Raw genomic sequence first — 12,931 nt, 5'->3', positions numbered from 1 at the left:
TATAAACACGCTAGGATGCTGCATAGGGCGGGTCCAGCTAGTAAATTTTGTCTAAAGGAAAAATTATGTTTACATCAGAAGCAATCATCGACGCCGTACAAAACGGTAAAAAAACTTTCGTTAACACATTCGTCACCAACGAAGCTGTGAAAGAAGCCATGGTCAACTTTGTTGACACTCAAGCTGAATACACCAAAAAAGCAGTCAAGGTTGGTCAAGACACTGCCGCAGTGTTGACTAGTGAAATGGTCAAAAGCATGCAACAAGCAACCAAATTTGACTATTCCAAGTTTGGTGAAGGTATCATGAAGGCTTACCAGACCACACAAAAGCCTGCCAAAGGAGCCTAAATGTTGCTAGACGCCAGTGTATCGACTGCGGAAGACCGGCAGCCTACAGGGCTGTCTGAGTTTTGGGCCTGGGTAAAGCGCACGTTCACCGACCCTTACCGGTACGAAATCAACACGTATCTGGCACAATCAATTGATCATGCCGACGTTGAACGTAGAATAAAAGTGCTCATGAAAAGAGGCATGCTCTAAACAGGTCACAGCAGAGTTGACCAATAATCCGGTTAGTGTTATAATAACAGCACTAACCGGATTTCTTTTGACCTTATGAAAAAACTTCTGATACCCATAGCAGCTCTGGTTCTAAGTGGCTGCATGTCCATTGTGCAAAGATCGCCTCCTGTGGATGTGAGCCTTATACCCAATGATTGTGCCAACCAACAGCGTATTGTGCGCTGGTTAGAAAGTCAAAGCCGAGGAGAATGGAATGAACAAGTCGCTCAAGTCAAAGCACGTATCTGGCATCTTCGTTACACTTGCAATCCTGTGTAGCGGATGTGCTTCAAATTCACAGCAGCCCATGGCCTCATATGATCTGGATTATTTTCAGATCACGTGTGCTCAAAAAACACAACAGATTGCCATGCTGCAAAGCATGCGAAGCACCAGAGATGACAGGCTGTTTGCACGGGCCAGCAATGCACTACAACCCTGGTTGATAATTACCAACCCAGGCCAATACAATGAAAATATATCACGTGGGTCAAGTCGTACAGATTGGCTACTGAATCAGAAACTCCTGGAGTTAGCACAATGTCCGTAAAAACCATAATCTATGGCCTGGCGCTGGCCACAGCAGCAGCACAAGCTGACCAGTGTGTGTTGCAAGACAAAACAGTGTTGCACAGTGCCGTGACCATTGCAGAACGCAGCCTGATCACTGCCACAGTTGTGCCTGAACCCACAGGCGGCAAACGATGTCTGGTAAACTTTCAGGCCAGGGTTGGTGCCACCTGGTACACCGCATTTGGTGAATATGCTTGGTCCGGCGACACACCAAGAGATCAAGCCTGTGCAGCAGCCACACGCCGAGCCGATGATTCAATAAGAGAACAAGTGAGTTCTAGCAGAGTAATTTCGGAAAAGGTTTTGATTTGTCGGGATGATCCTACTCTAAATACTCTGCGGCAGGTGAATCCAGGTGTGACAGGAGAGCTGGCACAATTCAGACCACATACAGACTATACCAATGAATTTTGGCACAACGGAACCCAGTGTCGTTGGTTTCTGGACACAGGATATACCGGGCGTGATGTGCGTACATGGCAAGGTATTATTTGTAAAATCCATGACTCAAAATGGGTAGTGATTGACAAATTTTAGAACTAGACTTGACCTAAATTCAATCTTGTGTTACAGTTACGTATCAATAACTTTTTAGGATTTTGTATGAAATACATTTTGACATGCATGGTTGCTCTGGTTCTGTGTGCCTGCGGCACCGTGGGCGGAGCAGTAAGTGGAGCCGGCACTGACCTTGGCAAGGCCGGCGAGTGGATTAAATCTAAATAAGGATCAATATGAAATATTTTATCACCGTGGTTGCTGTGGCCTTGTTGGCTGCATGTAGCTCGACTCCCAAAGAACAGTATGAACGGCGTGCCTATGAAGAACGCCAGCGACAAGAAAAAGCAGTGACATCTGCTATTGATCGAGCACCCAAATGGATGACTGAACTGCCTGTGAGTAACAGTGCGGTCTACGCCAATGGCAGTGCAGTCAGCACAGACATGAGCATGGCAGACTACAAGGCCAAGCTGTTTGCATATGGCAAGATTTGCATGGCAGCAGGCGGAAAGGTCAGCCAGCAGTCCAAGATTTTTATGATGGACACATCTGAAGCCAGCCACGAAACCAGTGAACTTGCTATTCGCGGCATGTGTCCGGGTGTGGATATCACCGGGGTCGAAACCAAAGAAATCAAGCGAGTTGCTGATGGCGCCAGATTCCGTAGCTATGTGCTGGTAGTCCTGCCAACAGGTGATGCCAATGTACTGAAAAAACGTCAGGATCAGATACGACTGCAAGCACAAGCCCAGGGTCGTAGCCAACAAGCGTTTGAAGAACTGGACACTGTAACACAAAAGCAATAATCTGCGATAATATACGCATAAATAACAGCAGCCCAATCGGGCTGCTTTTTTCACTACAAATTTATGGCCACAGAAACTGAAACTCTAGATCAATCACACACTCAACGGCTGGCCGACTCGGGCATGCTGGTACTTATGGGCGAAATAGACCATGACAGTATCAAACCAGTGATAGAGTGGATTCTGCATGAAAACTTTGTGGTGAAGAAAAAACGCAAAGAACTCCTGCTGATGATCTGCTCAGAAGGTGGTGACATGAGTGCAGCCTTTGCCTTGATTGATGTGATGCGCAGTAGTGCTATTGCGGTCAAGACAGTGGGTCTGGGGCAGATTGCTAGTGCAGGACTCTTGATATTTCTAGCAGGCTCTCCAGGACGTAGAATCCTTACTCCCAATACCAGTATTCTAAGTCACCAGTTCAGCTGGGGCAGCGATGGCAAGGTGCATGAATTGTTTGCTACCATACGTGAGTTTGAACTCACCCAAAAGCGCATGGTACAGCACTACCGGGATTGTACCGGACTGGACGATGACACTGTCCGAGCCAAACTACTACCACCTCATGATGTTTGGCTTGATGCCACTCAGGCACTGGAACTGCACATCTGCGACGCAATATCACAGCTGGGACGTTAACGACGTTCACGCCCTAGCGTGGCACGATCCATTCTGGGCTCGCGATTTGTCTTTGCTGCTCGTGCACCAGGACCGGATAGTCTTGGTGTGCTGGTAACTGCATCTAGATCTTCAGCACCAGTAGCAGCTGGAGCATTGTTCCAGCTGGCTTTTCGATATTCGGTGAGTTTTTCCAACAGAGGTTCTTTTTCAATAATACTGCGAACATAGATACCTTTTGGTCTATTTTCAATTTTGACTCTGATTGTGAGTAGTTTGTTTTTGGGATTGCCACGTTCGTGTATCACAACTTCTGGCCAAGTTTTGCCGTCAATATAAGTGGCTGCAAGATCTATGTCTTTTAGTTGTTCGGCCAACTTGTTGAATCGCAAAATCTTGAATCCACCCTTGTTGAAATCCACAAGTTCAACATTGGGATCTCCCAGGGTGGCAAAGTGTGTGATGCCAGTGGCAATGTCGTTGATTATGTTGGCCTCATCTTCGGGGCTGGCGTTTTTCAATTCGTTGTCTAGGTTGGTAGCAGCATATTGGTACAATTTTTTAAATGCGTCTCTTGGACCCTGAGATTTCATTGTTCTTTTAAAGTTGGCCAACACAGGAGATACATCAACACCAAAGTATTCCCATAGATTTTGTAAGGCTTCGTCGCTGTCTCCGCCCACCTGTCCGAATTGTCCAATACCACCTACTTTTAAACTGGCATTAAGTCTGAGTTTGCGTGGCTGGCCATTTTCATCTGTGACATACACCCACACATCGGTCTTTTGTTCTGTCTCGCCCGTGACGCCGTCGGCCATGATCACGATCTTGTCAGAACGGCCATTGATGTAGAAATACTTGCTATAACGTTCGGCGTCCGAACTGTTGACATAAGCAGCAGCACTGGAGAATTCACTGGCCAACAGCGGTCGTTTGTCCGGATCCATGAGATCATTGTATGCAGCAGATTTAAGTCTCAGCACAAACGAAATTACATCCGCATGTTCATTATCAAAATCTTCTACTTCCACTTGATATTGATCTTCACCGGTTTGCTTTAAACTGTCAAGCACATTGCTAATATCCTGGGCGGTCACTGTACCGATATCTTCGTCAGCTTCACGTTTGGTGAATTTAGCAAACATAGCAGCGCCCAGGATACCTTCGGCTGTTTCGCCGCGATTGGCAATTTTCCCAACATCGTCATCGGCAGTGGCTCCGGTATACGCATTAAACGCTGCCCCAATGGTACTAGAACTGCCAACAATCAAAACAGACTGCCCAGCATTGTTGGAAAAAATATAACCGTCGCCGCCTTTTCCATATGTAACTGTGGGGAGATTTAAGATATCTTTTTCGCCCAATTCTGTGTCGTCTTGCCTGGTCAATGGCGGAGTGGCATCAAATCCTTGTTGCTGCAACAATGTCAGTAACTTTTTCCCAGCTTCTGACCCTGCGGAAACAGAAAATTGAGTGCCGGGTCCATATTTGGGTTTGCTGATGGTCACTTCAGTTATTATGCTGTCAAGTACGTTGATTAAGTCTCTCATGGTGTATTTAGTGGCACCATAAGTATTGGCATGACAGAACCCATAGCAATAGAATTTACCGGTGACTGCTGGAACAATCCTGCCCGTTTTCAACAACAGCTTGACCAGCACCCACCTGGAGAACCCTTGATCCTGGACCTGTGCAGTGAAGGTCCCAGCTTGTCGGCACTGGGCATAACCACAGTGGTTGACGCCTGGCTCACGGCCAGGAAACAAACTCCGGACACAGTGCAGTTGCACCGATGGAGCAATCCTGTGGAATTTGTGCCATACCAGCGTGTGAAATGCAGCAAGATAAGTCATTTTTTCTTTATGGTCAAGAATTATTGGCAACACACAGCACCCACACTTGAACAACAACTAGAATATCGACAGCCATTTGGATTGTTTATTGGAAGACTCACACTCAGCAGAGCTGCTATTCTATATCAAGCGCATGGTCCTGGACTCTTTGCCAGCATGATGAATCATGTACAACCATTTCCCTGGAAGCAGCAGATTAATGAGGCGCAGGAGCCAGAAAACTTGTCAGACTGGCTGTCACTCTACGATCAGGCCCGCATGTTTGACTGGTACAATCAACGGATTGTGACCAGTGTGGACAACAAATCAGTAAGAGATTCATTTGTCAGTCTCACATCACCGGCAGAAATGAATGTCAGTTTGATGCAGCATTATCACAATTTTGCTGTGGAGATAGTGTGCGAAACCTATACCCTGGGAGATACATTCTTTCCCACAGAAAAAACCATGCGTCCTATCATGGCTGCCAAACCTGTGCTGGTGTATGCACCGCGCTACTTCCTGGCAAGATTGCGAGCCATGGGATTTCGAACATATCACAGCATCTGGGATGAGAGTTATGATCTCTACGAAGGTCCTGATCGATGGCGTCTCATGCAACGGAGCATGAGAACATTGCTGGAGTGTGGTCGCGCAGATCAGCATCGTATGCTGAGTCTTGCACATGAGATAGCTCAACACAATCGGCAACGTCTTTCAAATATCTGCAACTATCCTGTTAACATACTAGATCATGATTATTCAAAGATTTGACAACGGCTGGGGCCTGCAATTTCCACTCAAGAAGTTTGAAGCAGACATAGTTGATCGTATGCTGGCACACATATCTGCAGATTCTTCTAGAACAGTTGTGGTCAATTCTGTATGGTATACCGGTGAATATCATCAACAAGTATTAGCATGGTTGCGTGACAATCCTGTTGATCGCATTGTGCTTATAGCCATGCTGGATGCAGCTATTCCTGCTGCTGATTGGTACAAGGAGTTTGACTGTGAAATACTGACTGTGGGATATTATGCAGGACCACATGCTGTGGATTTTTGTGCAGTATTTGTGGATGAATTTTTAAAGCCTCCGCCCCTGGATATTCTAATGAGTTCAAGCCAGATTGACACAGCCTACATGTGCCTGAATCGCAAACCACACTGGCATAGACAAAAGCTGTATCGACAACTTGAAGCCAGTAACTTGTTGGACCGTGGCATAGTGAGCATGGGTGGCACAGGCCTGGCTGTGAGATCGTTGCCAACTGATTGCGAGCCAGACAATCTTGCACCCAATGCCGCTGCCACACACTACGGCATACCCAATGACATAGTGAGTCTGGGTCACCGGCACAATTGGCAACGCCACCTGGTAAACGTTGTGACCGAAACGTTTTTTGATATCAACCGAACAGGATTTGTGAGTGAAAAAATCTACAAACCCATAGTAGGATGCAAGCCGTTCTTGGTGTATGATCCCGATGGCGGAACCCGCTGGCTCTCAGATCGCGGCTTTGAAACGTATGTGTTGGACTTTGCGGATATAACAGACCTGAACCTTGCTGAGCCAGCAGCCATGCACCGATTCCTTGGGGTCTTGTGTGACCAGTCACCTGAGTACTGGCAAGCCAAATTCCTTGCTCTTAGTGAAAAAATACTATACAATAAACATCACTTCACTGATTATGTTCATAGTCAAAAACAAAAAATCCAAAAAGGAATACCATGCCGAATCTAGTACCAATTGTTGTTGAATCCACGAGCAAGGGCGAACGCAGCTACGACATCTACAGCCGCTTGCTTCGAGAACGCATTATCATGCTGGACTCGGATGTAGACGAACACAGTGCCAGTTTGATTGTGGCACAGTTGTTGTTTCTCGAAAGTGAAAACCCTGACAAAGACATCAGCTTGTATATCAACTCACCCGGCGGCAGCGTCACAGCAGGCATGGCTATCTATGACACCATGCAGTTTATCCGGCCCGATGTGCAGACCATTGCGATGGGACAGGCCTGTTCAATGGGATCGTTGCTGGCCAGTTCCGGAGCCAAGAACAAACGATTTATCTTGCCCAATGCTCGTCACATGATTCATCAACCCTCAGGCGGTTCACGTGGGCAGGCCACGGACATGTTGATCCAGGTCACAGAAATTCTCAAAATGAAACAGGTGCTGACTGAGATCTATGTCAAACATAACTCAGCAGGCAAAACCTTTGAACAATTCACAGCAGATATGGAACGTGACAATTTTATGAGTGCTCAAGAAGCCGTGGACTATGGACTGGCTGACAAGATTCTAGAAAAACGAACATAATTTCCGGGTCGGTTGACCAATATTGTCCGAAATGCTATAATACACACATAGCAACAAAGGACCAACATGATCCAGCTTTGGGCATATCTAGCAATCAGCCTGATGTTGACAGCCTGTGGCGGCGGTTCAGACAGCGGATCCCCCAGTTCAAATCAGGCTCAGCCACTTCCGGGTGCGGCGTTCACCAGAGTGCTAAATCAAAGCGCCGACAGAAACACAGTGGAAACCTACGCAGTTGGTGATCTCAACAGGGACGGACTAGACGACGTGGTCATTGGTGGATGGACAGGTGGCATCAATTATCTGGCAATCATGATTCAAAATCCCAATGGCACACTGACTGATCGCACTGTGGCACTGGCAGGAACCAATCAATATCCCGGTAGTAATCATATATTCATTGGCGACTTTGATCATGATGGACATGCGGATATTTGGTTTCCAGGCGATGACGATCTAGTGGCATCAACATCAAGTTTGATATTGTGGGGCAGCACCAGTGGGGTGTTCACTCGTCAAACAGTCGATTCGGGAGCCCATAGTCAAGGTGCATGTGTGGCCGATCTCAATCAAGATGGGCATGTGGATGTGTTGATAATGGGCGTGTACGATCGTAATATCAATACCTATGGTTATTATCTCAACAACGGCAACAGGACATTTTCGCCCTTGGTAGCAAGTCTGCATGTGAATGGTGGCAGTGCATGTGCAGTGATTCGTGATGCAGTCACAGGAAACTTTGCGGTGTTCCAGGGCGGAAACAGTCAGATGCCAGGATTCCAGGACAGTATTAGTATTGTGGATTCACAGCTGAATCTAATCAAGCAAATAGCAATACCCAGACAGGATGCTGCACTTGCCGGAATAAATGGTGTCAAAGAAATTGATGTGAATGGCGACGGACTGTTGGATTTTGTGATCAACTATGAAGCCTGGATACCAGGTGCTGCTGGCAGAAAAGAAGTGTGGTTGAATCAAGGCGCAGACAATTTTGCATATGCTCACACACTGGATTCACACAACTCAACTGGCAACATTGTTGCATTCAGTTACCAGGGTGATCAATACTGTTACTTCAATGGGCCCAATGGTGATGCTTTGTTGTACCGACGAGAAAACGGCCGGCTTGTACTACACCTGCGAGAAAGTTTTCTGAGCATGGCACGTGCTTTGGGAGCCAACCCTGGAGTCAGAGACTGGAGTGTTTGGTCATCTACTGTTTATCGAGGCGTCACAGGCCTGTACATGCTGCAACATGTGACTGGGGGCTACTACACCCAAAAACTTTGAAATACAGGTTGCATAAAAATCAATGTTCAGTTATAATACATTTTGGAGTTGAAGAATGAAATACAAAATATTGATGGCTGTGTTGTTCACAGTGGGTTTGTTTTTGATGCTGTTGCCGTTTGTATGGTTGGGGACCAAGTGATGATCAAATTTCTTCTTGGCAAGAAATGGTATGATACCTGGGATCAAGGTATGACATATTACCGAAACATTTATTTTGTGGTGTTTCCTGGAGTGCCAATCTTGGCCATGCTGTATTTGTATTTTTTTACCAGGGGTTGAACTATGACACAAGAAGAATACCTACGAGACCTTGCATCTCAAGTGGATCCGGCTCTGGAAGAAAAATTTCGTGACTGGCCCGACGAGACCAGGATGTACATGTATCTCCACAACATTCAGTTGGCACACATGGCCAGGTTCGAACAGTTGTTGAAAGAACAAACAATTCGCATTGCAGCCTTGAACAAGGTTAATGCTGTGAGTACCACCTGGATCGAGCCCTAGACCATGACAGTGCTATGGATCTGGAGTCTGCTGACCTTGAACAGCGACGGCCTGATTCAGCAATCCCGTCCCATGCAAACTGAGCCCGAGTGCCTGCAATTGTCTGCCATAGTACGGGTATTCAACAATGACACCGGAACCTTGTGTATCAAGCACAAGATCTCTGTGCCTCGACAGGAGTAACGCAATGGGAACCCTAGCTGAATATTTTGCTGCCAATCGCTACGTGAGCCAGTACGAAATTGGTACACGACTGTTTGGTCGCTGGAACAAGATTCCGTTTGTGGGCACGGTGGGCAATGACAGCCTGGTAAATGAACTGGAAGGTCCTGTCATAAGCGTTCGACTAGATTTACCCATCAAGTATGAGGACAGGATCTACAATCACATCCGTGTGAAACATGCGGATGTCAAACTTTATCGGTAGGGGAATTTGACACAGAGTCAAATATTATTTTATTTTAACTTAGGAAAAATTATGTTCAACGATATTCGCGTTCGTGCAGCTCTTAGGACTCTGGGCTTGTTTGGTGTTGCTGTGGTATCGGTTATGATCACCGCATTTTTCATACAAACTTATGGTCCAATGGCAGTGTTGACTATAGGCATGATTGGTCTAGCCGGGTATGCAGTTGTGATGGTATATGATATCATGCTGCTGAAGTTACAGCAAGAACAAGAATACCAAGATTTGTCAGCGTCACTTGATGAAAAATCCACTACAGAACAAGCAGAGATGACTACATAGTAACACATGAGTGATTTTTCTTTTAGGTCCTGGGCTCCCAACATTGTTAATCCGCATTACTCCACACGGAGTGTTTACTGGACAGTGTTCAATCACAAAACCAATGTGTCAACTGAATTCTTGTTCAAGCATGATGCATTGATCTTTAAGAAAACATTGCCCCATGCTACTTTGTATTTTCACTGGTTTGAGGATGCTTTTGCTAGACTAAATGCATCCGTAGAGCCACCGCAGACCCATGCTGAATTGTGCCGCCAGCGAGCACAAGAACTTCGAAACACCTACAGCTACTTGAGACTCTGGTTCAGTGGCGGCGCTGATAGTCAAACTGCACTGGATAGTTTTGTCAACAACAATATTCATCTAGACGAAATCATATTGACTACATTTCCTGACAATATCAATAGTGCAACTCCTGCATCAACCTCTGACAGAGAAATTGCCATAGCAGCTATACCGGCCCTGCAACAGATCAAACAAAAACTGGCTCTGACCAAGATAACTATTTTGCTTCCCACAGCAAGTGATGTTGGAGAATGGTTTAATGGTGCTACAGACCCGGATAAAATTTCTGGGTTTGATACCGTTGATGGAAATTTAGCATTTTCCATGGATCTGGGCTGGGCCTTGGGTACGAAATTAAAAGATCCCGGTCCAGTGGATTTTTGTGATATCATAGGCGGATCCAAAGTAAAATTGTGGAAAAATAAAAACAAATGGTATTTTTATTTTATTGATACATCAATACATGATGCTATGTTTAGTTCGCGCACAGAAGATTTTTTTGTCAGTAGGAATATACCAGAACTTTATTTAAAAACGGTATACATGCTACGTCAATTCCATATCAATTTAAATTCTACAGACTTGTTTGTTAAAGATCTGCCCAACACAACTGCGCTAGGTAAAATATACAATGCTGCCATGGGTAGATCTTCGGTGCATGACATTGCTGCTTACAAATTGTATCGTGACACTTATAACCAAGCATCTTGGGACAAGCATTTGATATCTGGGTGGAGTAGTACTAATTTTTATAAAAATGTGATAAACAGTGCTGAGGGACAACAATGGCACAAAAACTACAAAACTTCAATGACAGCCATGATTCAAGAACACAGTGATGAATGGAACACTGATCAGTTTGGTAATGCTGTGGCTGTGTTTGGAAGAAAAGGTCATCTCAGTAAATTCTATTGTTTGAATGATAGCAAGACATACACATCACAAGACGCAGGATGGACAGATCAGTAGTTGACATTTTTTTTATATCATGTACACTTGCCATATAAATAATTTTAGCAACGCCGGCAGGGGCCGACGTCGGACTCACATTGACGCCTGGGGTAGCTGCACCCTTTTACCATGGTGATACTCATGGAACGCCATCCGTAACGCGGAACTCTTCCGCAGCTAAATTGTTTATATCTAAGTATAAATTTTTTAAGGAAAATCAAATGAAATTAATCGTATCAATAGCAGCAATCTCTGCTGCACTAGTTGCGGCGCCAATCTCTGTGTTGGCTCAGCAAAGTCTCACAGTGGCATCCTGGGGAGGCGTTTATACCAAGGCTCTGTCAGACTCCATGTACAAGCCTTTTGAAGCCAAAAATAATATCACAATCATGTCCGTGGATCGTGGATGGGGGCTAGGTGAAATTGCAACCCAAGTCAAATCAGGAAACGTCAAATGGGATGTGGCTGACATAACACCCGGAGAAGCTGTCAAAGGCTGCGAGGAAGGCCTGTTTGAAAAAATTGACGCTGCCAAACTTCCTGCAGGCACAGATGGATCGATTGCTGCCAAGGATTTCACCACAGGCATGATTCAAGGTTGTGCTGTGGCCACCACCACCTATGCCAATGTTATTGCGTATGATCGAGTAAAACTAGGTGTCAATGGTCCCCGGACACTGGAAGATTTTTTTGATACCAAAAAATTCCCGGGCAAACGAGGACTTTTTAAAAGTCCAGTGTCACTACTAGAATGGGCATTGATGGCCGATGGCGTGGCAACAGCAGATATCTATCGGGTTCTCAGCACACCCGAAGGTGTAGATCGTGCATTTAGAAAATTGGATACTATTAAAAAGGATGTGGTTTGGTGGACAGCAGGAGCCCAATCTGTGCCGTTGATAGCCACAGGCGATGTGGTCATGAGTCATGTGTGGCACGGTCGTGTGGTTGATGCCAACTTCAAAGACAAGAAAGACTTTGTGGTAATCTGGGACGGACACACCACGTTGCCAAACATGTTTGCCATCCTTAAGGGCAGCAAAAACACAGAAGCAGCACAAGAGTTTATTCGTCAGACTACCAGCTCACAGGCACTGGCTGCTATGGCAACTAACATTCCCTATGCGCCTGCACGCCGTTCATCCATGGCGCTGATTCCTGACGGCCATCCTTACAAACCCTGGTTGCCCAGCAGCCCACATGCAGGCCGGGCTATGCCAATCAACTCACAGTTCTGGGCAGAAAACTCAGATGACCTTAACAAGAAATTTCAAATCTGGTTAGCCAAATAGAAAAATCAAAATTTGGTAAGTCACAAGAAAGCCCCGAAAGGGGCTTTCTTTTATACGCTTGGTCCAATCACTTATAGATGTAATTTATGGTGTTGGAATTTTCACGCAATTCTCTAGCACCGTTTTTCAAATGAAATCTACGAGCCATTTCGGTCTTGGGACTCAGAGTCACATAGGTGCTGATATCAGGAAATTCCGCTTGAATACTGGTTTGGGCCTGTTGGATCAGGTCTCGACCGGCACCAGCAGTGTAACTCCAGATGGTATAGAACACAGCAATGGTTGCACTCTCCACAATGTTGCCCATGTCCTCTACAGCAGCAGGGATAACAGATAAGAACTTAACACAGGTCACTGCTTGAGTTTGATCACCACTTTTGAGCATGTAGATTCTGCTGTTGGCGTTGACTCGGTCGGTCACTGGAATTTCTGGTCGCACAGGGTCGTCCAGAATCAACTGGTTCAGGTCTTCAGTAATTGTGGTAATGGTATGTAGTGACATAATCAACGCCGTTCGTTATGTGCAGCTATTTACCTTTAGCATCAGATCTGGAAATTTTATCAGAACAGCACATTATGGCAACATGCTTGTCCAAACATGCTTGATTATATCGCACACATGCGTTATACTATGATCATGCTG

The 12,931-nt window shown here is 45.7% G+C and carries 17 protein-coding genes; 15 read left to right on the top strand and 2 right to left on the bottom strand.

Going from position 1 to position 12,931, the window contains the following annotated elements:
* Window positions 1-65: 65 nt before the first annotated feature.
* From ABW391_RS11850 to ABW391_RS11830, 5 genes are all read left to right on the top strand, one after another.
* The gene (locus ABW391_RS11850) at window positions 66-350 is read left to right on the top strand and encodes a hypothetical protein (RefSeq protein WP_353482080.1); all 285 of its coding nucleotides are present in this window, start codon (window positions 66-68) and stop codon (window positions 348-350) included.
* A complete protein-coding gene (locus ABW391_RS11845; RefSeq protein WP_353482079.1) occupies window positions 351-542 on the top strand; it encodes a hypothetical protein in 192 nt (63 codons plus the stop codon).
* 525 nt (window positions 543-1,067) lie between these two features.
* Window positions 1,068-1,673, top strand: a complete 606-nt coding sequence (locus tag ABW391_RS11840) for a hypothetical protein (protein ID WP_353482078.1) — start codon at window positions 1,068-1,070, stop codon at window positions 1,671-1,673.
* A gap of 197 nt (window positions 1,674-1,870) precedes the next feature.
* Window positions 1,871-2,443 carry a hypothetical protein gene (locus ABW391_RS11835; RefSeq protein ID WP_353482077.1) on the top strand — a complete coding sequence of 191 codons (573 nt, stop codon included), beginning with the start codon at window positions 1,871-1,873 and terminating at the stop codon, window positions 2,441-2,443.
* A 63-nt stretch (window positions 2,444-2,506) separates the two neighbouring features.
* The gene (locus ABW391_RS11830; protein WP_353482076.1) at window positions 2,507-3,079 is read left to right on the top strand and encodes a ClpP family protease; all 573 of its coding nucleotides are present in this window, start codon (window positions 2,507-2,509) and stop codon (window positions 3,077-3,079) included.
* On the opposite strand, the gene ABW391_RS11825 is transcribed toward ABW391_RS11830, so the two are convergent.
* The gene (locus tag ABW391_RS11825) at window positions 3,076-4,608 is read right to left on the bottom strand and encodes a hypothetical protein (RefSeq protein WP_353482075.1); all 1,533 of its coding nucleotides are present in this window, start codon (window positions 4,606-4,608) and stop codon (window positions 3,076-3,078) included. The two genes, ABW391_RS11830 and ABW391_RS11825, sit on opposite strands and share 4 nt — an antisense overlap.
* Window positions 4,609-4,638: 30 nt before the next feature.
* On the opposite strand from ABW391_RS11825, the gene ABW391_RS11820 reads away from it, so the two are divergent.
* The 10 genes from ABW391_RS11820 to ABW391_RS11775 all read left to right on the top strand — a co-directional run bounded on the left by ABW391_RS11820 (window position 4,639) and on the right by ABW391_RS11775 (window position 12,288).
* Window positions 4,639-5,664, top strand: coding sequence for a hypothetical protein (locus tag ABW391_RS11820; RefSeq protein ID WP_353482074.1), 1,026 nt, complete (start codon window positions 4,639-4,641; stop codon window positions 5,662-5,664).
* A complete protein-coding gene (locus tag ABW391_RS11815) occupies window positions 5,645-6,634 on the top strand; it encodes a hypothetical protein (protein ID WP_353482073.1) in 990 nt (329 codons plus the stop codon). The genes ABW391_RS11820 and ABW391_RS11815 overlap by 20 nt, the downstream gene beginning before the upstream one ends.
* Window positions 6,622-7,215, top strand: a complete 594-nt coding sequence (locus ABW391_RS11810; RefSeq protein ID WP_353482072.1) for an ATP-dependent Clp protease proteolytic subunit — start codon at window positions 6,622-6,624, stop codon at window positions 7,213-7,215. Before ABW391_RS11815 ends, ABW391_RS11810 begins: the two co-directional genes overlap by 13 nt.
* 66 nt (window positions 7,216-7,281) lie before the next feature.
* Window positions 7,282-8,505, top strand: coding sequence for an FG-GAP repeat domain-containing protein (locus ABW391_RS11805; RefSeq protein ID WP_353482071.1), 1,224 nt, complete (start codon window positions 7,282-7,284; stop codon window positions 8,503-8,505).
* A 285-nt stretch (window positions 8,506-8,790) separates the two neighbouring features.
* The gene (locus ABW391_RS11800) at window positions 8,791-9,012 is read left to right on the top strand and encodes a hypothetical protein (RefSeq protein WP_353482070.1); all 222 of its coding nucleotides are present in this window, start codon (window positions 8,791-8,793) and stop codon (window positions 9,010-9,012) included.
* Between the two features lie 3 nt (window positions 9,013-9,015).
* Complete coding sequence (locus tag ABW391_RS11795; RefSeq protein ID WP_353482069.1) at window positions 9,016-9,195, top strand: hypothetical protein; 180 nt, start codon at window positions 9,016-9,018, stop codon at window positions 9,193-9,195.
* Window positions 9,196-9,199: 4 nt separating this feature from the next.
* Window positions 9,200-9,439: a hypothetical protein gene (locus ABW391_RS11790; RefSeq protein ID WP_353482068.1), complete on the top strand. Its 240-nt coding sequence runs from the start codon at window positions 9,200-9,202 to the stop codon at window positions 9,437-9,439.
* A gap of 51 nt (window positions 9,440-9,490) precedes the next feature.
* Window positions 9,491-9,760: a hypothetical protein gene (locus ABW391_RS11785; protein ID WP_353482067.1), complete on the top strand. Its 270-nt coding sequence runs from the start codon at window positions 9,491-9,493 to the stop codon at window positions 9,758-9,760.
* Between the two features lie 105 nt (window positions 9,761-9,865).
* Window positions 9,866-11,014, top strand: coding sequence for a hypothetical protein (locus ABW391_RS11780; RefSeq protein WP_353482066.1), 1,149 nt, complete (start codon window positions 9,866-9,868; stop codon window positions 11,012-11,014).
* Window positions 11,015-11,217: 203 nt separating this feature from the next.
* Complete coding sequence (locus ABW391_RS11775) at window positions 11,218-12,288, top strand: ABC transporter substrate-binding protein (RefSeq protein ID WP_353482065.1); 1,071 nt, start codon at window positions 11,218-11,220, stop codon at window positions 12,286-12,288.
* A gap of 67 nt (window positions 12,289-12,355) precedes the next feature.
* Here the strand turns inward: ABW391_RS11775 and ABW391_RS11770 are convergent, their stop codons facing one another.
* Window positions 12,356-12,790, bottom strand: coding sequence for a hypothetical protein (locus ABW391_RS11770; protein WP_353482064.1), 435 nt, complete (start codon window positions 12,788-12,790; stop codon window positions 12,356-12,358).
* Window positions 12,791-12,931: the final 141 nt, after the last annotated feature.

The organism is Haliscomenobacter sp. (assembly GCF_040403615.1).
GTDB lineage: Bacteria > Bacteroidota > Bacteroidia > Chitinophagales > Saprospiraceae > Haliscomenobacter.
This window is presented reverse-complemented; position numbering and strand designations above follow the sequence as displayed.